Raw genomic sequence first — 22130 nt, 5'->3', positions numbered from 1 at the left:
CCGTGCCGATCACTGTGCCGTCCGCGCGCCCCGTCCGCCTCCGGGACATCACCGATCCCGCACCGGATCGGACCCGGTGCGGAGTGCGGGCTGATCGTGGTCCCACACCCGGAGTCGGCTTTTCTGGCGACCGCGGCCCCGCCGCAGGTTCAGCGCAGGACGCCGACGGCTCCGAACGAGTTCGCCGCCGCGGCCTGCTCCTCGGACACCGGACCATCGTTGCGCCAGTGCGCCAGCGGCACGACACCCGGCTCCAGCCACGTGTATCCGGTGCCGATCCGATCCATCTCCGCCCGGGTGGTGAACCGGGTATGCGGGGTCGGCGTGTGCCGCATCATCTCGCGGAACGCCGCGACCTGGTCCTCGGTGATGGACAGCCGAGTCATGTGCGAGACGACCAGCGCACTGCCGGGCACGCAGGCGTTCCGGTAGGCCGCGGTGAGCTCCCCGGCATCCACATCACCGATCACTTCCAGGATCGCCACGGCCAGCACCGCGACCGGGCGGCGAAAATCCAGCAGGCCGGCCACGCCCGGAGCGGCCAGCACCGCGCCCGGATCGCGGGCGTCGGCCCGGGTCACCGTGACCCGCTCGTGCCCGGCCAGCATGCGACGCGCGTGCGCGACGGCGACGGCCTCATGGTCGACGTAGGCCACCCGTGCCCGCTGGTCGACCTGGTGCGCGATCTCGTGCACGTTGCCCTTGGTCGGCACGCCCGACCCGAGATCCAAGAACTGGTCGATGCCGTGCTCGGTGGCAAGATGGCGCACCGCGCGGCCGAGGAATGCGCGGTTGGCCTGGGCGTGCGCGTAGGCCCAATCGGCGTTGCCCGGTAGCTGGGCGTTGAACTCCTCGGCGGCCGCGCGATCCACCGCGAAGTTCGCCGATCCGCCCAACAGGTAGTCGTACATCCGCGCGATGTTCGGCGCCGCGACATCGACATCCTCGGTTTCGGTCACCGTCCACCTCCCGTTTCGGTGCGCCCGCAGAGCCTCGCACAGCTCGCGCCCTCCCGGAAGCGCCGAGGCGCGATGCGGACCTGTCCGCAAGGTTTTCCGCGTTCGGCCCCTGCGGGCCACTACCGGCTGCGATCATGCGGTGATCTGGTGGTGCTGCTGGAGGAGCGGTTGATGGCCGTTGAGCTTGCGGAGTTGATCGGCCGGTTGCGCGCGGAGTTGTCCGACGCGCTGCACGCCGGTGCGGACAGCGATGTGCGGTTCGAGCTGGGTCCAGTGGAGCTAGTGGGATGCCTCGGATCCGGAGCATCCGCGTCCGCTGGGCCCGCCGCTACCGGACAGCGACGGGCTGTATTCGGTGGCGTTGAGCGCGGACGAGAACACCATCGTCACCAGCAGCACCGGCGCGGGTGAAGTCCGGTTGTGGGATGTGTCCGACCCGGAGCACCCGCGTCCCCTGGGACACCCGCTACCGGACGGCGAAGGGATGAGTTCGGTGGCGGTGAACGCCGACGGGAGCACCGTCGTGACCGACTCCGCTCAGTTGCGGTTCTGGAACCTGAACGACGCCGTGCACCGGATCTGCGCGACGACGCAGAACAACCTCGGTCCCGAGGAGTGGAGCCGATACATCCCGAACCAGCCGTTCGACCCACCCTGCGCGTGAGCCCCGACGTCCGCTACCCGGCGAGCGCTTCGATACCGGAGGCGCCGAAGTACAACGCGAACACGACCGCCAGCGCGCCGACGAACCACCCGATCTCGCGCACTTTGCCGCGGGCGATCTTGATCGCGACGAACGCGATGATGCCCGCGCCGATCCCGTTGGTGATCATGTAGGTGAACGGGATGACCGCGATGGTCAGAAACGCCGGGATGGTGAAATCCGGGTCTTGCCAGGGGACGTGGCGTACCTGGGCCATCATCAACCCGCCGACCAGCACCAGCGCCGGTGCGGCGGCCTGGGCCGGGACCACGGTGGCCAGTGGGGTGAACAGCAGCGTCGCGCAGAACAGCAGCCCGGTGACCACGCTGGCCAGCCCGGTGCGCGCCCCTTCGGCGACCCCGGCCGCCGACTCCAGGAAGACCGTGTTCGGCGACGAACCGGTCACCCCTCCCGCGGCCGCAGCCACTCCATCCACGGCCAGGATGCGGCCCATGCCCTCGATCCGGCCGCCACGCAGCAGACCGGCCTGCGTGCCGACGCTGGTGATCGTGCCCATCGCGTCGAAGAACCCGGACAGCACCAGGGTGAACAGGAACACCGTCGCCGCCACACCACCGGCCGCGGCGAACCCGCCGAACAGGTCCACCTGCCCGAACAGGCCGAAATCCGGTGAGGTGACCAGCTGCTCGGGCAGCGCCGGCACCACCGTTCCCCATTCCTGCGGGGCGATCGGCAGTGCCGCGTTCGCCGCGATCGCCACGACCGTGCCGAAGCCGATGCCGATCAGCAGCGCGCCCGGCGTGCCGCGGGCCAGCAGCGCGATCATCACCAGCAGGTTCACGCAGAACACGGCGATCGGCACCCCGGCAAGCTGGCCGTCCTGGCCCAACTGCACCGGCACGGTGGACTCGGCCGCGTCCGGAACCCGGGTGACGAAACCTGCGCTGACCAGCCCGATCAGCGCGATGTAGAGCCCGATTCCCACGGTCAGCGCCACCTTGAGCGCATCCGGGATCGCGTTGATGATCTTCTCCCGCAGCCCGCTGACCGCCAGGACGATGATCACCAGCCCTTCGAGCACGACCAGCCCGAACGCCTGCGCCCAGGTCATGGTCGGCGCGATGGTGAAGGCCACCACGGCGTTCACGCCCAGGCCCGCGGCCAGCGCCAGCGGGGCCCTGCCCACCACGCCCATCAGCACCGACATCACGCCGGCGGTCGCGGCGGTCGCGGTGGTGACCTGCTCCGGCGGGAGCTGCGCCCCGGTCACGTCGGTGCCGGAGCCGAGGATCAGCGGGTTGAGCATGACGATGTAGGCCATCGCGATGAACGTCGTCACGCCGCCGCGGATTTCCCGGGACAGCGTCGAACCGCGAGCGGTGATGCCGAAGAAGCCGTCCGCGCCGCGGCGGCGACCGGTCGCCGGTGATTCTCGTGTGGTCATCGGGACTCCCGAGTCGCAGGGCTGGGGGCGTGGTGGACCGGGTCACCGCGTCGCGGCCCGGGCGCGCAGCTGTTCGCTCGCGCGCACGAGACCGGCGGTGAGTTCCTCGGTTTCGGATTCGGTGACCAGGCGGCCGTCGTCGACGAGGGTCTTGCCTCCGCGCAGCAACCGCGCCAACCGCGGCAGGCGCCCCAGCACCAGCGCGGCCACCGGATCACGGATCTCGGCATGCGCGAGCCCGTCCATGCGCCAGACCGCGATATCGGCGAGCTTGCCGGGCTCCAGCGAACCGAGTTCGCCGTCCCGACCCAGGCAGCGCGCCCCGCCCCGGGTGGCCAGCCACAATGCCTCCCGCACGGACAGCGCCGCAGGGCCACCCTGCGCCCGCGCCACGAGCAGGGCCTGGCGCATCTCCTCCCCGAGACCGCCGGACTCGTTCGAGGCCACTCCGTCGACCCCGAGCCCGGTGGGCATCCCGGCGTCCAGCATCCGCCGCACCGGGGCAATGCCGGCCCCGAGCCGCGCGTTGGAACTGGGGCAGTGCGCCGCGCCCGTCCCGGAATCGGCCAGCCGCGCGATCTCCGCGTCGGCGAGGTGCACCGCGTGCGCGACCCACACGTCCGGACCGGACCAACCCAGCTGCTCGGCGAATTCCGCCGGGGTGCAGCCGAATTCGGCGCGGCACCGGGTTTCCTCGTCCGCGGTCTCGGCCAGGTGCGTGTGCAGCCGGACCCCGTTGCGGCGGGCCAGTTCCGCGGACTCGCGCAGCAGATCCGTGCTGACCGAGAACGGCGAGCACGGCCCGACCGCCACCCGCACCTGCGCCCCGGGATCGGGATCGTGCCACGCGTCGATGGCCCGCTGGGTGCCCTCCAGCGCAGCATCGAGGTCCTCGACCAGGGAATCCGGCGGCAGGCCACCGCGGGAGCGCCCCCGGTCCATCGATCCGCGCACCGCGTGCAGCCGCGGCCCGACGCGGTCCGCCGCGGCCACGACGGCGCCGAACACATCACCGCCGCCGCGCGGGAACACGTAGTGGTGGTCGGCGGCCGTGGTGCAGCCGGACAGCGCCAACTGCCCGAGACCGGCCGACGCGGCGGCGCCGGTGATCTCCGCGTCCAGCCCCGCCCAGACCGGGTACAGCTCGGTGAGCCAGCCGAACAGGTCCGCATCGGCCGCGTACCCGCGGGTGGCCCACTGGTAGAGGTGGTGGTGCGTGTTGACCAGGCCCGGGGTGAGCAGGCACCCGGTGGCGTCGATCCGCACCACCGGGCCGGACTGCCGCGGCGCCGACCCCGGCCCCACCGCCACGATGGTCGTCCCGTCGAGGACGACGTGGCCCTCGGTGAACTCGGTCCCGCTGTCGTCGACGGTGGCCACGGCCCCGCCCTCGATGACGGCCCGCGGACCCGCGGGCTCGGCTTGTTCAGTGGTCAAGGCCCCTCCCGGCTCGCAACGCTCGCTCGCACCGGCGCGATCCCGGGGAGCGGTGTCGTGCTGTCCGGGGCGGACCGTCACCACGTCGGCAGCGGGTTCCCGCGGCGTGGTCCGGACCGGCCGGACAGGTGGCCGTCAGTAGACCCCCGCGGTGCGCACCGCGGCTAGCGGCGGAAAACCCGAAAACCGCCCGGCCCGAGCGGGGCCCGGTTGTAGGTTCCGACAACCACCCGTAGCGCGGTGCCCGGACACACTCGTTGCCTGCGCACTGCGGAACGCCGCTGCGCCGGACGGGAAATCCGGCCGCGTCGAGCGCCGCGCCTGATAGCGGCGATATGCGGCGTTTCGGACCTGGTGGATGACGGCATCGTTGCCCTTCTGGAACGTGGTGAGCGGTGGATTCGCCAAGGGAAGGCTCCAGTGGGGCCATCGCCCTACGGGCAACTGCTCGGTCCGGTCGCGCGAGACCGGGGGAGGGGTCGAGCGGGGAATCGGAGGAAACAACCGCCGGACCCGGGACGACGTGCGGTCTCGCACGACAACACAACCGCAGGCCAACCGCGATCCGCAGTGTGCGGCAGGAACAACGGCAGCTATCAGCCGAGCTGCGTGCCCGATCGAAGACGGGGACCGAGGTGGCGCAGGTGGGTTCAGCTCAGCACGGCGACGACCACGGACCCGCGCGTGAACGTGCCGGAGGCGATCCGTTCGACCAGGCCGTACATCATCTTTGCCTCGTATACCCAGTCCAGTGTGATGCCGTGTCGAGAACTGAAATCCGCGATGAAGTCGTCATGCACGTCCACGGCGCGAGGTTACGTCACAGCCACCGGTACTCCCGGCGATCCGCGCAGCGGTATCGGGCATCGAGGTAGCTGCGTCCCCCGAACCCGTCCGTCGTGGGGCGTTGCGGACCTCCGCTGGGGAGGACCGTTTCCTCCCAGGATGTGTTCGTCCCTTCTCGTCGGGGTGCTCGGCTCGCAGAGTGGGTTCGTGGGGCGGGGTCGAAGCCCGCCCTGAACGACGACGCAGCACACCCGCGGAGATGAACATGCAGACCGATGTGCGCTTCCCGAGCAGCGGCTTGGCGCTGGCCGGCCGGATCTACATCCCGGAACGCGCAGCCGGGGAGCCCGGTCCGGCCGTGGTGATCGGCCACCAGACGACAGCGGTCAAGGAGCAGTCCGCCGCGCAGTACGCCCAGCGGCTGGCCGAACTGGGCTTCATCGCGCTGACGTTCGACGCCGCCTACCAGGGGGAGAGCGAAGGCGAACCGCACGGGCTGGAGGATCCGTTCCAGCGCGCCGAGGACTTCCGGGCCGCGGTGTCGTACCTGACCACCCGCGATGAGGTCGATCCGGAACGGATCGGGGTGCTCGGCATCTGCGGATCCGGCGGGTACGTGCCGTTCGCCGCGCAGACCGACCACCGGATGAAAGCCGTGGCCGGGGTCAGCGGAGCCGACGTGCCCGGGTTCTTCCGCGACGCCGACCCGCAGGGCTGGCGCGCGCTGGTGGCCCGGGCCGGGCAGCTGCGCAGCGACGAAGCGGCGGGCAAACCGGCCACGCTGGTCAGCGCCGTGCCCGACGAGGTCGATGACGCGACGCCCGCGCTGGTGCGGGACTTCCACGAGTACTACAAGACGCCGCGCGGCTACCACCCGCGCTCGACGAACCGGTGGGTCGCGCGCAGCGCCGACGCCCTGGACCAGTACGACTCCTACGCCGAGGCGCACAAGATCGCACCGCGGCCGCTGTTGATGATCGCGGGCAGCGAGGCCGCCACCCTGGCGCACAGCCGCCGCGCCGTGGCCAACGCCGGGGAGACCGCCGAGCTGCACCTCGTCGACGGCGCCGGGCACGTCGACCTGTACGACCGGGACGAACCCGTCGCCGAGGCGGTCGGCAAGCTGGCGGAGTTCTTCGGCAGGCACCTGGCCGCCCGGTGAGAGAATGGTCGCGGTAAGGCGTCCGCGCCTCGGTGGAGAGGGGAGTTGTGGGGGATGAGCAGCAGCAAGTCCCCGCGCAGCGAGCTCGGTGAGTTCCTCAAGGCCCGCCGCGCCGAGCTGGGCCCGCACCAGGTGGGCCTGCCGGACACCGGGGCGGTCCGCCGGGTGCCCGGCCTGCGCCGCGAAGAGGTCGCCCAGCTCGCCGCGATCAGCACCGACTACTACACGCGCCTGGAGCAGGGCCGCATCGCGGCCTCGGCCTCCGTGCTCGGTGCGCTGGCCCGCGTGCTGCACCTCGACGACGACCAGCGCGACTACCTCTCCGAGCTGGCGGGCAAGGAGGCCGTGCGGCCGCGGCGGCGCACCCGGCAGACCGTGCGCGTGCCGCTGCAGCGCCTGCTCGACGACCTGCGGTTCACCCCGGCCTTCGTGCTGGGGCGTCGGATGGACGTCCTGGCGTGGAACCCGCTGGCCGCGGCCCTGGTGACCGACTTCGGGCAGATCCCGGCGCGGAACCGCAACTACGTGCGCCTGCTGTTCACCGACCCCGCGATGCGTCGGCTCTACGCGGACTGGGAGACCGTCGCGCACACCTGCGTGGCGCTGCTGCGCCGGGAAGCGGCGCGGTGTCCCGACGATCCGCAGCTGGCCGAACTCGTCGGCGAGCTGTCCGTGCGCGATGCCGACTTCCGGCAGTGGTGGGCCGCGCACCACGTGGCCAACCAGCGGATCGGCACCAAGACGCTGCACCACCCGGTCGTCGGCGACCTCACCCTCGACTGGGACACGCTGACCAGCGCTACCGACCCGGACCAGCAGCTGATCACCTGGTCCGCCGAACCGGGCACCCCGGCGCATGACCGGCTGCGCATCCTGGCGTCCTGGGCGGCCGAGCAGGGTCAGCCCGACACCGCTGACGAACCGCGGTCCTGAGCACCGTCCCGGGACGGGGCGCGGTCGGTGTCGGCTCGCCCCAATCCGACGAGGACGGACGCGGGACTTTCGGGGCAGTCGTCACCACCGGCCCGCTCGGCGCAGCGGGGCCGGCCGTCCGTCCGGGTCGATCACGGTTCGGCGGACGGGTCCTGCCCACGCCTGGGTCAGCGGCGATACCGCGGGACGGGTGTGCGCGCGGAGATGTCCGGACGGGCGAGGCGACACCCGGCCGTGTTCGTGCCAGCGGTCGAGGTCGGCGGCGGCACGGCGCAGGACGTGGGCGCCCTCGGTGACGTCGGCGAGGTCCGCGGTGTTGCCGGGTTCCCGGCCCAGGTGTTCCCGCCACAGGCGCAGCCGGAGGGCCCGGGCAAAGGCGGGACTTCCCGCGTCGGAGCCGTCGTCGACGACCGCGGCGGCGAGTTCGGAATCGTACGACCACGAGCGGCGGTTCAGGTTGGCCGAGCCGACGAGTGCCCAGTGGTCGTCGACGACGCACAGCTTGGAGTGCAGGTAGATCGGCAGTCCGGCCGTGTTCTCCAGGTCGTAGATGTCGACCCGATCCTCGCCCGCGGCACGCAGGAGGTCCATCGCCTCCCGGTGGGCGGCGTTGTAGGTGGTGGTTTCCAGGAAGCTGCCCTGCTCGGGCAAACGGGGCACGACGGCGACCAGGCGCAGCTCCGGTTCACGGCGCAGTGCCGCCGCGAACGCCTCGGCCACGACGGGCGACCACAGGAACTGGTCCTCCACGTACACGAGTCGACGGGCGTTGCGTAGGGCCTTCAGGTACCCGCGGGCGACGCTGCGCTCGCCGTGCGGTGCGAACGGGAAGGGCGGCCGCTTGGCCGGGTACGTGCGCAACAGCTGCACCGCGTGCGGTCCGCACCGGGGCGGCGGTGGTAGCCGGGCGGGCAGCTGATCAGCCCGCCGCGAGGTCAGCGAGCGGCGCGCCCGCAGGATCGGCCCACGGCCCGGCGCCGTCGCGTCGGCCCACCGTTCGCGGAAGCAGTGCTCGACATCGTCCACCGCCGGACCGCGCACCTGCAGGTGGGCGTCGTGCCAGGCCGGCCGCACCCCGTAGCGGTCGTCCATCGAGTCCTGCGCATCGGGATCGCCGCGATGCCGGTCGTCGTCGCGGCGGCTCGGGCACGGATCGATACCACCGACGAAGGCGATGTCGTTGCTCGGCCGTTCCGGACGGCGGATCACCAGGAACTTCTGGTGGTGACACCCGATCGGTCGCACCCGCTGATCGAGCAGCGCCGCACCGCCCCTGCGCCGCAGCGCGGTGACGAACCGCCTGTTCGGCGGAACGTGGCCCCGGTGCAAGGTCAGGAACGGCCACCAGAACAGCGCGTGCACCGAGGCGCCGATCCCCAAGGCGCGGAACAGCAGTCCACCCAGCGTGTGTCCCGCTTCGTCGAGGTCCTTGTCCTGGACGCCGACCCACGCGGAGAAGAAGATGCGATCTCCGGATCGGACGGCGTCCAGCTCGGCTACCAGGCTGTCGAAGAGTTCGGTCCCGTCGATGAGCGGATGCGCGCTATTGCCCGTCGACCACGAGATGCCGGCCGGATGTCGCTGGTCGAGATCGGTAGCGGGGTTATCGCGTCCATCGGGTGCCGAAAACCAGTGCGCCGGTTCGCTCTCCGGGGGCGGCATGGATGAGCCATCGTCCGGCTGCCTGCCGGGCGGAATCCCCAGCACGACCGTCACTCACCGCCCGGCTCGGACCGGCCGAGCGGGTGCTCCTGCCGACCGGTGCCCGGTCCTGGCGCGTGCGGAACCCGTCCGGTCAGCGGCCGGTGCCGGGGGTGCCTGCCCGGCCGGGTGGGTGGGAATCCCGCGGTGGCTCACGAAGACGTGGGTGACCATGTTCTCCTCACGACGCGATCAGCTGCCCTCCTGACCTACCCGGCTCGACGGACGTGCAAACCCGGACTGCGGCGGGTTTCGAGGACTTCGCGAACCGTGCCGGTCGGATCGCGGGATGCCACCGCCCGAACGACCGCGCTGCCCAGTGAAGTCGTGTCATAGCGGGTGGATCGCGGTGTCGGCGAACGGTTTCCACCGCACCGGCGGGGCGATCCTCGGACCTACCCGCCGGTGCGGAGTCCGGCTACTTCTTGGTGCTGGAGGTGCGGCGCAGGCGGGTGTTGATGAACTCGCCCATGCCCCAGCGGCCGAGCTCGCGGCCGAACCCGGAGCGCTTCACCCCGCCGAACGGGAGTCCGGGCAGCGTGGTGCCGTGCTCGTTGACGTAGGCCATACCGACGTCGAGCCGGTCGGCGATGTGCTGCGCGCGGTCGATGTCGCTTCCCCACACCGAGCCGCTGAGCCCGAAGCTCACGTCGTTGGCCAGTTCGACGGCCTCGTCCGTGGTGTCGACCCCGTAGACCACGGCCACCGGCCCGAAGATCTCCTCGGAGTAGGCGTCCATCTCCTCGGTGACCCCGGTGAGCACGGCCGGGCGCAGGAAAGCGCCGTCCTCGTCCGGCACGGTTCCGCCGGTGTGCAGCGTGGCGCCCTGTTCGACGGCGCGGTTGATCTGTTCCAGCACCCCGTCCCGCGCGGGGATCGACGACAGCGGTCCGACCTGGGTGTCCGGATCCTTCGGGTCGCCGACACGGGCGTTGTCGAAGGTCTGGATGACGGTCGACAAGAACTCGTCGAACTTGCCGTTGGGCACGATCATCCGCTTCGGCGAGTTGCAGGCCTGGCCTGCGTTGGAAAGGCGCGCCCGCGCAGCGGTTTTCGCGGTCTTGGCGATATCTCCGTCATCGAGCACGATGAACGGGTCCGAACCGCCGAGCTCCAGCACCGCCTTCTTCAAGTGCTGGCCCGCGGTGGTGGCCACCGACGCGCCCGCCCGTTCACTGCCGGTCAGCGAGATGCCCTGCACCCGCGGGTCGCCGATCATGGTGGCGATCTGCTCGTTGCTGGCGAACACGTTGATGTAGGCGTCCGCGGGAACGCCGGCCTCGTGCAGGATTTCGGCCATGACTTCCGCCGAGGCCGCGCAGATCGGCGCGTGCTTGAGGATGATGGTGTTGCCCACCATGAGGTTCGGCGCCACGAAGCGCGCCACCTGGTAGTAGGGGTAGTTCCACGGCATGACTCCGACGAGCGAGCCGATGGGTTCGGTCTGCACGAGCGACTCGTCGGAACCCTGCGGATCCAGGACCTCCGGTTGCAGCAGGTCCGGGCCGTGCTCGCCGTACCAGCGGTAGATCGCCCCGGCGAGCTGGACTTCGCCCGCCGCTTCCTTGTGCGGCTTGCCCATCTCCGTCGAGATCAGCCTGGCGAGCTCGTCCTGCCGGGCATCGTAGGCGTCGGCGGCCCGCTTCAGGATCTGCGCGCGTTCCTGCGCCGGTACCGCGCGCCAGCTCGCGAAGGCACCGTGCGAACGGCTCAGCACGCCGTCGACGGCCGCGTCATCCAGCCCGGGGAACTCCTGCTCGATCTTGCCCGTCGTGGGGTTCGCGGTCCTATAAGTAGCCATGCCGTCACCGTACGCCCCGGCCCCTCGAACGAGGACGTGCCGGATCGTGCCGCGGCGAACCGCGACCGGGGGCTGGCGCGGAGATGTCGTCACCGCGGAAAGCGCCTCCGCCGCGGCGGATTCGGCCGCGATGCCGCCGGTTTGCCGGGCGAATCGCCGCTTGCCTCACCCGTGGTGTGGGCGCCATCAGCGGTGCAGCGGTGGCATCGGGGGAGGACAGCTCCATGCGGATCGACCTGACCAGCGTGCTCGTGGACGACCAGGACCGGGCGCTGCGCTTCTACACCGGGTCCTCGGCTTCCGGACCAAGCACGATGTTCCGCTGGGCGGGCACCGGTGGAGCACCGGGGTGTCCCCGGAGGATCTCGCCGGCACCGAACTCGTGCTCGAACCGGACGCGCACCCGGCCGCCAAGCCGTTCAAGGAAGCGCTCGCCGCCGACGGCATCCCGTTCACCTCGTTCACCGTCGACGATGTCGGCGCGGAGCACGAACGGCTGCGTGCGCTCGGAGTTTGCTTCACCCAGGAGCCGGTGGGCATGGGCCCGGTGACCACCGCCGTGCTCGACGACACCTGCGGCAACCTGATCCAGATCGCGCACAGCTCCGGCTGATCCCTGGTGCGGCGGTTCAGAGCCCGCGGTGCTTGTCGGCGTACATGGCGCGATCGGCATCGGCCAGCGCCTCGCGGTACGGCTGCCCCGGTGCGATGGGGTGGTAGCCGAGGCTGGCGGTCACCACGACCGGATCCGGCGCACCGGGCACGGCAGTGGGGATCTCGACCGCTGCGGAGACCTGCGCCAGCAGCTCGTCCGGCCGGGCGGGTGCCGGATCCAGCAACAGCACGAACTCGTCACCGCCGACCCGGGCGACGGTGTCGTTGCCGCGCACGCACTGCCGCAGCCGATCGGTGACCGCCCGCAGCAGCGCATCCCCGGCTTGATGCCCGAGCCTGTCGTTGACGGTCTTGAACTCGTTGAGGTCCACGTAGATCAGACCCGGCTGGGCGACCGGTCCCTCGTTGGCCGCCGCTTCGAGCAGTTCGGCCAGCAGGGTGCGGTTCGCCGCGCCGGTCAGCGGATCGTGCAGGGCGCGGTGCGACAGCCAGCGGTGCGCGCGGTAGAGCTGCTGCAGCGCGGTCAGATGGCGGATCACGACCAGGGTGACCGCGGCGACCAGCAGGTAGATCTCCACGGCGTGCACCCGGCCGGCGGTGGCGTCGAGCACCAATAGCGCGCACCCGCCGGCCAGCGGGACGTAGGGCAGGACGAGGACGACCAGCGGTGCCCCGCGCATGCGGGGCCCGGGCTTGGGCGGGGCGAGCGCGGCGGGCAGCAGGAGCAGCGGTCCGATCATGTAACCGAAATCGGTGACGTGCGTGCCCAGCTGCTGCGAGGCGATGACGTCGGCGTAGAGCACATCGGAGAACCCGATGGCGGCCAGTCCGGCCATCAGCCATGCCAGCCGCGGGCGCCACATGGTGTGCAGGGCGACGGCCATGAGCAGGGTGAGCACGATGAGGACGAGATCGCCCGCGGCGTAGCTGATCGTCAGCAGCGTCATCTCCCAACCGGCCCGGTAGGGCGCGTTGTCGGTGATGACGTGCCAGGTCAACTGGAACAGCGCGATGACGATGATCAGACCGTCCAGGACCAGGACCCGGATCGGCGTGATCCGGTCGTAGCTGCGCGTCCCCGCGCGGTCGGCGCGCCCGATGACCAGCAGTGCAGCGAAGACGCCGATCGGCAGCATCCAATACAGCAGGTTTTCCAAGTCCGGGAACGTCATGGGTCTGGCAGTGATGCCACGGCTCCAGACCCACAGCGCCTGCCCGGCGGCCCATCCGGCCAGCCCGAACGCCATGCACGCCCGCCACCGCCGCTCGGCACCGCGGCGGGCGAGACTCGTGGCGGTGAAGACCCCCGCGGCTGCCAGCGCGTTGACCAGACCGGGCAGATCGGCCAGCAGCCACGACAGGGGCGGGCTCAACCACCCGGTGAGCAGCAGTGCAGCGTTGGCCGCGGTCAGCACCGCCAGCACCGCGAACACCACCTGCGCCCGGGGCGGCAACCACCGGGGCGGCATCGAGACGAGCGCGCGGCGCACCCACGCGGTCACCGGCACGCCCGCGGCCCCCAACCGGGCGCTCCGCGCCACCTCCGGCCGGTGGTCCCCGGTCGAACACGCGGCCGACCGGGCCGGTCGGCCGCACCTGAGGCCGGTCCTGCGCCACCCGCCGAGCGGTTGGTCACCTCATCGCTGGCGGTGCCCATGCCGCTAGCCTACAAGCGCGGTACCCCCCGTGGCACCAGCTCCCGATCCCGGCGGGAGATCGGAAACCGGTGGTGCAACGGCGTATTCGCCTGAACGTTCCCCGGTCGGAGGTGGTGCGGACCGCCGCTCGCGCGCTGTGCGTCCGCATCCCCGGATCGAGTGGGTCCCGCGGGCGTGCGCACCCGTCGGCTCCCACGACGACAGGAACCGAACGTCACGTGTGCCGGACCGCGTCGAACGTCCGGCGACATCGCCAGTGCACGCTGAACGTGCGGCCGGGGCCGGCTTTCGCCGGACGTCGACAAGCCCGGCCGAACCGTCCCTTCGGCACCGTCGATCGGTGCGCCGCACGATTCGTCCTACGGAAAGCCCGCGGCAGTCGGCCGGCGCCCCACCTCGCCGCCGACACGACGTCCGACGACGCCGGGCTGCCGGACCGGGATCGCGCCTGCGTGGTGCGGTCCCGGTGTCGTCGCGTCCGGGATCCGCGCCGGTCGGTGAGCACAGCCGATTTCCCCGTCGTGCTACCGGGATCTGCTGTGGCCACGGCTCATTCGCGCATTCCGTGCCCGGCACACCAGGCCACGACCGCTGTGCGGTGCTCGTCCGCGGCGGGCCGCGCTCACTCCTCGGCGAGCAGTGACTGGACGTAGTGCAGCAGGGCCTGGCGGACCTCGGCGCGCACGGCGGCGTCCGTGGCGCCCGCGGTGAGCCCGACGGTGTAGAGGCCGTTGCTGATGTGCACGATCATCGAGGCCGCGGTGAACCGCCGCTGGTCGGGCATCTGCGGAGCGAGGATCTCCAGCTTCTCCACCAACCTGCCGCGGATCGCATCGATGACCCGCGGTTCGGACGGCGCCGGCGTCGGCGAGGTGAGCAGGAAACCCAGCAGACCCGGTGGGTCGCGGTTGAACGCCGCGTGGATGTCGAGCACGTTCTCGATCGTCTCGGCCGGCTCGGCGCCGAGGTCGGCGCGCAGCCGCTCGTCGAGCGCCGCGCCCAGCCGGGTCGTCCACTCCTCCTGTAGCGCGGTGAGGATCTCGTCCTTGTCGGCGAAGAACTGGTACAGCGACCCGACCGACACTCCGGCGCGGTCGGCGACGGCGTTGGTGGTGGTCTCCGCGTAGCCGCGCTCGGCGAACAGCTCGCCGGCCGTGGACAGGATCCGGCCGACGAGTTCCCGGCTGCGCTGCTGCTTCGGCATCCGGCGCCGTTTGGCACCGGCATCGGGCTCGCCGGATTCGCGTGCGGGCATGCGCGGCTCCTGGTGGTGGCGAAAAACGCGAGTGCGTCCCGGGGGTGGCAGGTGGGAACGCGAGTTGTCAAATGCGAGTTGTTGCTCGGATAATAGCGGTGTCCGCAGCACACGCGCACGCAGGGGATCCGGTTCCCCGCAGCGACGTCCGCACAGGAGCGCACCGATGACCAGCACGCACGTCGACGTCCTCATCGTCGGAGCCGGACTGTCCGGGATCGGGGCCGCGTGCCGGCTGCAGACCGGAGCGCCCGGGCACAGCTACGCGATCCTCGAAGCCCGGGACACCATCGGCGGAACCTGGGACCTGTTCCGGTACCCGGGCGTGCGCTCCGATTCGGACATGCACACGCTCGGCTACCCGTTCCGGCCCTGGGGTGGCGGGAAATCCATCGCCGACGGCGGCTCGATCCTGCGCTACATCCGGGAGACCGCCGCGGAATTCGGCATCGACCGGCACATCCGGTTCGGCCGCCGGGTCGTGTCCGCGTCCTGGTCGTCCGACGAGGCACTGTGGACGGTGGAGTCGCGCACCGCGGACGGGGAGACCGAGATCCGCACCTGCTCGTTCCTGTACCTGTGCAGCGGGTACTACGACTACGACCGCGGCCACGTCGTGGATTTCCCCGGGCAGGACCGCTTTTCCGGCCGCATCGTGCACCCGCAGCACTGGCCGGAGGACCTCGACTACCGGGGCAAGCGGGTGGTGGTCATCGGTAGCGGAGCCACCGCCGTCACCCTGGTGCCCTCGATGGCCGAGCAGGCCGAGCAGGTGACGATGCTGCAGCGCTCGCCCACGTACATCGCCTCCCGCCCGGACGTCGATCCGGTCGCCGAACGCTTGCACGCGCACCTGCCCGGCAAGCTCGCGCACCGGCTCGTGCGCGGCAAGAACATCGTCAACGGCACGCTGATCTACCAGCTGTGCCGACGCTGGCCGCAGCGCATGGCGCGCATCCTGCGGGATGGCGTGGCCAAGCAACTGCCCGAGTCGGTGCCGGTCGACCCGCACTTCGCGCCCGGCTACAACCCGTGGGACCAGCGGCTGTGCTTGGTGCCGAACGCCGATCTGTTCCGCGCCATGCAGCGCGGTACCGCGCAGATCGCCACCGACGGGGTGCAGGAGTTCACCGCGGACGGCGTGCAGTTGACGTCGGGTGCCCACCTGGATGCCGACATCATCGTCACCGCAACGGGTCTGGAGATGCTCGCCTTCGGCGGCATCGACATGACCGTCGACGGCGCGAAGGTCGATCCCGGTGCGTGCATGGTCTACAAGGGGATGATGTTCAGCGGGGTGCCGAACCTGGCCTGGTCGCTGGGCTACACCAACGCGTCCTGGACCCTGCGCTCGGACCTGAGCGCGCAGTACCTGTGCCGGGTGCTCAACCACATGCGCCGCAACGGTTACCGCAGCTGCGTGCCCCGGCCGGAGCGCACCGGCACCACGCGGTCGCAGCGCCCGATCCTGGACCTGTCATCCGGCTACGTCATGCGGGCCGCGGACGCGCTGCCCAAGCAAGGCACCAAACGGCCCTGGAAGCTGCACCAGAACTACCTCGTCGAACTGCCCGCCATGCGGCTGAGCCGCGTCGACGACGGGTCCCTCGACTTCGGTCGCGCCGGTGCGCCCGCACCGGCCGCCGCGACGAACTGACCGCCCGCACCACCGCCCAGGGAGGAATCCGTGCGTCCCTTCGCACTGCCCGGAAAGACGTGCCTGATCACCGGAGCCGCCGGTGGGATCGGCGACGCCCTCGCGCGGCGATTGGCCGCAGGTGGCTGCGACCTGGCCCTGGTGGATCGCGACGAGGCCGGGCTGGCGCGAACCGCCGAGGCAGCCCGCGCGCTCGGCTGCGCGGAGATCAGCACGCATGTGGTCGACCTCGCCGACGGCGGGGACCGCACCGACTTGGCCGCCGAGGTGCTGCAGCGGCACGGCCGGGTCGATCTGCTCATCAACAACGCGGGTGTCGCGCTCGGCGGGGAGCTGCACCAGGTCGGGCTCGACGACTTCGACTGGATCATGGAGATCAACTTCCGCGGCGTGGTCACCACCACGAAGGCGTTCCTGCCGCACCTGCGCAGCAACCCGGGCGCGCACGTGGTCAACCTCTCCAGCCTGTTCGGCCTGATGGCGCCGGGTGGGCAGGTCCCCTACGCGGCCAGCAAGTACGCGGTGCGCGGCTTCACCGAGGGATTGCGCCACGAGCTGGCCGGATCCGGGGTAGGGGTCACGGTCGTGCATCCGGGCGGCATCAAGACCGGTATCGCCGACAGCGCCCGGATGGGCGGCGATGCCGCGACGGCCGAGGAGCTGCGCGCGCAAAGCCGGGACTTCAACAAGCACCTGACCATGCCACCCGAGCGGGCCGCTGCCCTCATCGTGGACGCGGTGCGCAACCGCAAGCCCCGCCTGGTGATCACCCGCACGGCCAAGGTGCTCGACGTGCTCACCCGGCTCGTCCCGGGCCACTACGGGCGGGTGCTGGCCCGGCTCACCGCGCTGTCCGGCCGGGGTCGCTGACCGCACCGAGCCACGACGACGTCGTCGCCGGCCGGGACATCCGCGAGGTGTACCGGATCGTGCGCGGTCGCGAACTCGCCGGAACCGGCGCGACGTCCTGCACGGCCGGGCACGGCGCGTAGGTCCGGGCGAGCGCTGCGTTCGACCGCCCCGACGCGGGGTATCCGCAGTGTGCGCAGTGGCCCCGGTCCGGAACACGTGGCGAGCCGAATCGCTGCGCGACGTGTTCGCCGCAGCTAGGCGTCAACGCGAGGTTGACGGCCATTCAACGTCAACCTATGGTTGACGCATGACGCACACGGTTCGACTCGACGACATCATCGACAGCATCAAGCGCGCGCACAGCGACAGCCTCGACCAGCTCTCCGATGCCATGCTCGCCGCCGACCACCTCGGCGAGATCGCCGACCACCTCATCGGGCACTTCGTCGACCAGGCCCGCCGATCCGGCGCCTCGTGGACGGCGATCGGCGCCAGCATGGGTGTCAGCAAGCAAGCGGCGCAGAAGCGGTTCCTGCCGCGCAATCCGGGCGAGGCCGGTGATCTCGACCCCGCGCAGGGCTTCGACCGCTTCACCCCGCGAGCCAGCAGTGTCGTGGTCGCCGCACAAGCCGAAGCCCGGGCGACGGGCAACGCCGAGATCACGGCCGAGCACCTGCTGCTCGGGCTGCTCAGCGAACCGGACTCCCTCGCGGCCGCAGTGCTCGACCGTCGGGGCCTGTCCACCGACGCGGTGCGCAACGCGGCCTCTGCGGTGCTGCCCGCCGCCGGGCGGGATGCGCCGCCGGAGCTCATCCCGTTCGACGCGCGTGCCAAGAAGGCCTTGGAGCTGACCTTCCGCGAAGCCCTGCGCTGGGGGCACAACTACATCGGCACCGAGCACATCCTGCTCGCGCTGCTGGAGTTCGAGGACGATGGCGTCCTCGTCGGTCTCGGTCTGGACAAGCCCGCTGCGGAGGCGGCCGTCGGCGCCATCCTCGCCGCGGAGTAGCCGTCATCGGGCGGCCGGAGAACACGGTCTCCGGCCGCCCGGCGGTCCGCGCTCAGCCCCGCCCGGACCCGGTTCCCGACCGGGCGGGGACCCGATCCGCAGCGCCGTCGTCGCCCGCGGCCGCCCTCGTGGGCTGTCGGGGAAGGAAGGACGCGATCGCGAGCGCCACCAGCGCGGCCAGGGCGCCGATGCCGAGCACCACGCGGAACGCGTTCTGCGACGGTACGGCGGCACCACCGAGGTCGATCGTCAGGTGCGCCAGCACGACCCCGGCCACGGCGGAGGACACCGAGGTGCCGATGGAGCGCATCAGGGTGTTGAGGCTGTTGGCCGCGGCGGTTTCCGACACGGGCACGGCGGCCATCACCAGCGCCGGCATCGCCCCGTAGGCCAGGCCGATCCCGGCGGCGATGACGCAGGAGACGACGACCAGCTGCCAGATCGCCGACATCATCACCAGGCCCAGCGAGTAGCCCAGCGCCACCACGACCGCGCCCACCATCAGCGTCGTCTTCGGCCCGCGGCGCTGCGTGATCCGCGCGGACACCGGCGACATCGCCATCATCACCAGACCGTTCGGCGCCATCACCAGGCCGGCGACGAGGATGGTCTGGCCGAGGCCGTACCCGGTCGCCGCGGGCAGCTGCAGCACCTGCGGCAAGACCAGCGACATGGCGAACATCGCGAACCCGAACACGATCGACGCGACGTTGGTCAGCAGCACCTGGCGCCGCGCGGTCGTGCGCAGATCCACCAGCGGCTGCCGGGTGCGCAGTTCCCACCAGCCCCACACCAGCAGCACCGCGGCCGCGGCGGCCAGCAGGCCCAACGTCGTGGCACTGCTCCAGCCCCAGTCGGCGCCCTTGGAGATCGCCAGCAGCATGCACAGCAGTGCGACCGACAGCCCCACCGCGCCCGGCAGGTCGAACCGGCCGCCGGTGCGCACCCGGGATTCCGGGACGATCGTCACGACGAGCACCGCCGCCAGCACTCCGAGCGCGGCCGCGGCCCAGAACAGGGCGTGCCAGTCGGTGTTCTCCGCGATGAACGCGGCAGCGGGCAGGCCGAGCGCACCTCCCACGCCGAGCGAGGCGCTCATCAGCGCCGTCGCGCCGCTCAACCGCTCGGCGGGCAGCTCGTCGCGCATGATGCTGATGCCCAGCGGGATGACCCCGGCGGCCATGCCCTGCAGGATCCGGCCGACCACCATCGGGGCGAGGCTGTCCGACAGCGCGCAGACCACGGACCCGGCCACGAGCATCGCCAGGCTGAACAGCACCATGCGACGCTTGCCGTACATGTCGCCGAGCCTGCCCACGGTCGGCGTGGCCACGGCCGAGGACAGCAGGGTGGCGGTGACCGCCCAGGCGGTGTCGCCCGCGGGAGCGCCGAGCAGTGCGGGCAGCTGCGGGACCAACGGCACCACGAGGGTCTGCATGAGCGAGACCGAGATCCCGCCGAATGCCAACACCGCGACGACCGCATTCGGCCGCACCTCGCCGGTCCTACCGGTATCCGGCGCGCTGGGTGGACGAGTCATGGTGCGCAGGGTCCCCTCTGTTCTAATTCAAGCGATTGACTTAAACTAGCAGCTGCGGTTCAATGGTTCCAGTCCGATCCCGGTCACGAGGAGGTTTGCGGTGACGCAGTCCGGTTGCGGCGGCCCCGACGCGGTACGCGCGGCCGCCGGTGGCGCCCGCCTCGCAGACAGGATGTTCGCCCGGCATGCGCAGCGCCGCGGCTCGCGGAGTGCGGGGGAGGAGAGCAAGCCGTGAGCCGGATCGCGCGGGCCGATCGCAGCGCTGCGACGCGGGAAGTGATCCTCACCACCGCGGAGCGGCTGTTCGTCGAGCACGGCATCGGAGTCGTGTCCAACCGGCAGATCAGCGAGGCCGCGGGCCAGGGAAACAACACGGCCGTCGGATACCACTTCGGAACGCGCGCCGATCTGGTCCGGGCCATCGTGCGCCGGCACTACGACGCGATCGAAGGCCTGCGCCGGGCCGCTGTCGACCGGGTCGGGGAGTCCGCCGGGGTGCGCGAGTGGGCCGCGTGCATGGTGCACCCGCCCGCGCACTACCTCGCCGAGCTCGGCTCGCCGACCTGGTACGCGCGGTTCATCGCGCAGGCCATCACCGATCCCGCCTACCGCGGCATCATCACCGAGGAATCGCTCAATTCCCCGGCGCTGCGCGAGACCACCGCGGGGCTCAACCGCTGCATCCCCGACCTGCCCGACGAGGTCCGGCGAGAACGCAGGGACATGGCCCGCCAGCTCATGGTGCACATCGTGGCCGACCGGGAAGGCGCGCTCGCCGAGGGAACCCCGACCGCGCGCGACACCTGGCGGCACGTCGCTGCCGGACTCGTCGACGCCGTCACCGGGCTCTGGCACGCACCAGTGACCAGGCCCGCCCAGGACCGTCCGGACGACACCGGAAACGAGAACAGGAGAGATCAACGATGAAGGTCACGGTCGACGAGGACATCTGCTGCGGTGCCGGAACCTGCGTCATGTCCGCACCCGACGTGTTCGACCAGCGCGACGAGGACGGCGTGGTGATCCTGCTCGATCCGGCACCCGCCGCCGAGCTGCACGATGCGGTCCGCGAAGCCGCGAGCATGTGCCCCGCGCGGGCGATCGCGGTCAGCGAGGAGGAGTGACCGCCCCGGATTCCGTCCTCGTCGTCGGAGCCTCCGCGGCCGGGTTGTCCACTGCGGAGTCGCTGCGGCGATCCGGGTACGCCGGCCGGATCACCCTGCTCGGCGCGGAGAAGCACGCGCCCTACGACCGGCCGCCGCTGTCCAAGCAGGCGCTGGCCGGGACCTGGGATCCCGACCGCACCCGCCTGCGCACCGCGGACCAGATCACCGAGCTGGACGCCGAATTCGTCCTCGGTGACCCGGCGGAGGCGCTCGATTCGGACACGCGGACCGTGCACACCGCCTCGGGGCGCGCGCACCGCGCCGAGGCGGTCGTGCTGGCCACCGGGCTGCGCCCGCGCACGCTGCCCGGGCAGCACGAGCTGTCCGGTGTGCACGTGATGCGCACGTTGGACGACTGCACCGGCCTGCGCAGCGACCTGCTCCGCGCCACGCGGTTGGTCGTGGTGGGCGAAGGAGTCCTCGGCGTCGAAATGGCCGCCACTGCACGGGGAATGGGCCTGGACGTGACGGTAGTCGGCCCGCGGCCGGCGCCGATGGCCGGCCAGATCGGGACGCTCGTCGGTACGCGGCTCGCCGAGTTGCACACCGAACGCGGGGTGGCGCTGCGCCTGGGAACCGGCGTCGGCGGGTTCACCGCCACCGACGGGCGGGTCGACGGGGTACAGCTGGACACCGGGGAGATCGTGCCCGCGGACGCGGTGGCCGTCGCGGTCGGCGCCGTTCCGGAAACCGGATGGCTGGCGGGCAGCGGCCTGGAGGTCGACGACGGGATCGTCTGCGATGCGCGCTGCCGCGCCGCACCGGGCATCTACGCGGTGGGCGACGTCGCCCGCTGGTGGCACGAGCAGCTGGATGCCCCGGTCCGGCTGGAGAACCGCACGAACGCCACCGCGCAGGCCCAGGTGGTGGCGGCGAACGTCCTCGGCGGGGAGCGCGCTTACGCGCCGGTGCCCTACTTCTGGACCGACCAGTACGACGTCAAGATCCAGGTGCACGGGTTCCTGCCCGCCGATGCGGAGGTGACCGTCGTGGACGGTGATCTCGCCGCGGGCCGCTTCGTCGCCCGGTACGCCCGCGACGGCCGCGCCACCGGCGTGCTCGGGTGGAACATGGCCAAGCAGACCCGGCTCCGGCGCCAGGAGGTCGTCGACGCCCTCGCTGGGGCCGCCGGAACGTGACGCGCGTTCGACGTGGTCGGTGCGGGTGGCCCCGCGTGCCCGACGCGGACACCGGTGGAGCCGACCGGGGAACCGCCCACCCCTCCTGCGGCGCCCCGAGTCCTCATTAGATCGGGTGAAAGATCAGCGGTGCGTCGGCTGCGGCGGTGCGTATGCGCTGGATCTCGTCCTGCGCTGATCCGGAACCTGATGTTGACTGTCGCGCGGTTGTTGATCGACGAAGTCGGCCAACCGGTCCGGGCGCACCGCGACTCCGCGGACGAGGAATGCCGCGCCCGGGCGCCGGCTCGACTTCGACGGACTCGGGAAGCGGTGGTCTGTTGTTGCCGAGAATGTGGCGTCGCGTCAGGTC

Annotated in this window: 19 protein-coding genes and 1 pseudogene; 11 read left to right on the top strand and 9 right to left on the bottom strand. The window is 71.5% G+C overall.

Going from position 1 to position 22130, the window contains the following annotated elements; all coding sequences use genetic code 11:
- Positions 1 to 149 precede the first annotated feature (149 nt).
- Positions 150 to 959 (bottom strand): SAM-dependent methyltransferase, encoded by an 810-nt coding sequence (locus tag IQ251_RS04765; RefSeq protein WP_370591208.1) that lies wholly within the window; start codon positions 957 to 959, stop codon positions 150 to 152.
- A 72-nt stretch (positions 960 to 1031) separates the two neighbouring features.
- Between IQ251_RS04765 and IQ251_RS20210 the strand changes: the two genes are divergently transcribed.
- Both IQ251_RS20210 and IQ251_RS04760 read left to right on the top strand, forming a co-directional pair.
- Entirely contained in the window at positions 1032 to 1370 is a 339-nt protein-coding gene (locus tag IQ251_RS20210; protein WP_370591216.1) for a trypco2 family protein, read from the top strand.
- Complete coding sequence (locus IQ251_RS04760; protein ID WP_193927192.1) at positions 1315 to 1623, top strand: WD40 repeat domain-containing protein; 309 nt, start codon at positions 1315 to 1317, stop codon at positions 1621 to 1623. The genes IQ251_RS20210 and IQ251_RS04760 overlap by 56 nt, the downstream gene beginning before the upstream one ends.
- Positions 1624 to 1636: 13 nt before the next feature.
- Here IQ251_RS04760 and IQ251_RS04755 read toward each other — a convergent pair whose 3' ends face one another.
- From IQ251_RS04755 to IQ251_RS04745, 3 genes are all read right to left on the bottom strand, one after another.
- The gene (locus tag IQ251_RS04755; RefSeq protein ID WP_193927191.1) at positions 1637 to 3067 is read right to left on the bottom strand and encodes an NCS2 family permease; all 1431 of its coding nucleotides are present in this window, start codon (positions 3065 to 3067) and stop codon (positions 1637 to 1639) included.
- A 42-nt stretch (positions 3068 to 3109) separates the two neighbouring features.
- Positions 3110 to 4504: an 8-oxoguanine deaminase gene (locus tag IQ251_RS04750; RefSeq protein ID WP_193927190.1), complete on the bottom strand. Its 1395-nt coding sequence runs from the start codon at positions 4502 to 4504 to the stop codon at positions 3110 to 3112.
- A 650-nt stretch (positions 4505 to 5154) separates the two neighbouring features.
- Positions 5155 to 5310, bottom strand: coding sequence for a hypothetical protein (locus IQ251_RS04745; protein ID WP_228046103.1), 156 nt, complete (start codon positions 5308 to 5310; stop codon positions 5155 to 5157).
- A 239-nt stretch (positions 5311 to 5549) separates the two neighbouring features.
- Between IQ251_RS04745 and IQ251_RS04740 the strand changes: the two genes are divergently transcribed.
- Both IQ251_RS04740 and IQ251_RS04735 read left to right on the top strand, forming a co-directional pair.
- On the top strand, positions 5550 to 6452 hold the full coding sequence (locus IQ251_RS04740; protein WP_228046102.1) for an alpha/beta hydrolase: 903 nt from the start codon (positions 5550 to 5552) through the stop codon (positions 6450 to 6452).
- Between the two features lie 54 nt (positions 6453 to 6506).
- Positions 6507 to 7385, top strand: coding sequence for a helix-turn-helix domain-containing protein (locus IQ251_RS04735; RefSeq protein ID WP_193927189.1), 879 nt, complete (start codon positions 6507 to 6509; stop codon positions 7383 to 7385).
- Positions 7386 to 7466: 81 nt separating this feature from the next.
- Here the strand turns inward: IQ251_RS04735 and IQ251_RS20080 are convergent, their stop codons facing one another.
- Positions 7467 to 9047 carry a phospholipase D family protein gene (locus IQ251_RS20080; RefSeq protein ID WP_193927188.1) on the bottom strand — a complete coding sequence of 527 codons (1581 nt, stop codon included), beginning with the start codon at positions 9045 to 9047 and terminating at the stop codon, positions 7467 to 7469.
- Between the two features lie 457 nt (positions 9048 to 9504).
- Complete coding sequence (locus IQ251_RS04725; RefSeq protein ID WP_193927187.1) at positions 9505 to 10887, bottom strand: NAD-dependent succinate-semialdehyde dehydrogenase; 1383 nt, start codon at positions 10885 to 10887, stop codon at positions 9505 to 9507.
- A 224-nt stretch (positions 10888 to 11111) separates the two neighbouring features.
- Here IQ251_RS04725 and IQ251_RS04720 point away from each other — a divergent pair.
- Positions 11112 to 11500, top strand: a pseudogene (locus tag IQ251_RS04720) (VOC family protein).
- A gap of 16 nt (positions 11501 to 11516) precedes the next feature.
- Here IQ251_RS04720 and IQ251_RS20205 read toward each other — a convergent pair.
- Together IQ251_RS20205 and IQ251_RS04710 are read right to left on the bottom strand one after the other, a co-directional pair.
- A complete protein-coding gene (locus IQ251_RS20205) occupies positions 11517 to 13043 on the bottom strand; it encodes a diguanylate cyclase domain-containing protein (protein ID WP_193927186.1) in 1527 nt (508 codons plus the stop codon).
- 739 nt (positions 13044 to 13782) lie between these two features.
- Positions 13783 to 14415: a TetR/AcrR family transcriptional regulator gene (locus tag IQ251_RS04710; protein WP_193927185.1), complete on the bottom strand. Its 633-nt coding sequence runs from the start codon at positions 14413 to 14415 to the stop codon at positions 13783 to 13785.
- Between the two features lie 166 nt (positions 14416 to 14581).
- On the opposite strand from IQ251_RS04710, the gene IQ251_RS04705 reads away from it, so the two are divergent.
- The 3 genes from IQ251_RS04705 (at position 14582) to IQ251_RS04695 (ending at position 17933) form a co-directional block, all read left to right on the top strand.
- Entirely contained in the window at positions 14582 to 16072 is a 1491-nt protein-coding gene (locus IQ251_RS04705; protein ID WP_193927184.1) for a flavin-containing monooxygenase, read from the top strand.
- Between the two features lie 30 nt (positions 16073 to 16102).
- A complete protein-coding gene (locus IQ251_RS04700; protein ID WP_193927183.1) occupies positions 16103 to 16942 on the top strand; it encodes an SDR family NAD(P)-dependent oxidoreductase in 840 nt (279 codons plus the stop codon).
- A gap of 289 nt (positions 16943 to 17231) precedes the next feature.
- Positions 17232 to 17933 (top strand): Clp protease N-terminal domain-containing protein, encoded by a 702-nt coding sequence (locus IQ251_RS04695; RefSeq protein WP_193927182.1) that lies wholly within the window; start codon positions 17232 to 17234, stop codon positions 17931 to 17933.
- 52 nt (positions 17934 to 17985) lie between these two features.
- On the opposite strand, the gene IQ251_RS04690 is transcribed toward IQ251_RS04695, so the two are convergent.
- Positions 17986 to 19473, bottom strand: coding sequence for an MFS transporter (locus IQ251_RS04690; protein ID WP_193927181.1), 1488 nt, complete (start codon positions 19471 to 19473; stop codon positions 17986 to 17988).
- A gap of 231 nt (positions 19474 to 19704) precedes the next feature.
- On the opposite strand from IQ251_RS04690, the gene IQ251_RS04685 reads away from it, so the two are divergent.
- Genes IQ251_RS04685 through IQ251_RS04675 form a run of 3 tightly spaced genes read left to right on the top strand, consistent with a single transcriptional unit; the run spans position 19705 to position 21778 of the window.
- Positions 19705 to 20400, top strand: a complete 696-nt coding sequence (locus IQ251_RS04685) for a TetR/AcrR family transcriptional regulator (protein ID WP_370591207.1) — start codon at positions 19705 to 19707, stop codon at positions 20398 to 20400.
- Positions 20397 to 20597 (top strand): ferredoxin, encoded by a 201-nt coding sequence (locus tag IQ251_RS04680; RefSeq protein ID WP_193927180.1) that lies wholly within the window; start codon positions 20397 to 20399, stop codon positions 20595 to 20597. Before IQ251_RS04685 ends, IQ251_RS04680 begins: the two co-directional genes overlap by 4 nt.
- On the top strand, positions 20594 to 21778 hold the full coding sequence (locus IQ251_RS04675) for an NAD(P)/FAD-dependent oxidoreductase (protein ID WP_193927179.1): 1185 nt from the start codon (positions 20594 to 20596) through the stop codon (positions 21776 to 21778). Before IQ251_RS04680 ends, IQ251_RS04675 begins: the two co-directional genes overlap by 4 nt.
- The last annotated feature ends 352 nt before the right edge of the window (positions 21779 to 22130 follow it).

This window comes from Saccharopolyspora montiporae (assembly GCF_015209505.1).
Classification (GTDB): Bacteria; Actinomycetota; Actinomycetes; order Mycobacteriales; family Pseudonocardiaceae; genus Saccharopolyspora; species Saccharopolyspora montiporae.
This window is presented reverse-complemented; position numbering and strand designations above follow the sequence as displayed.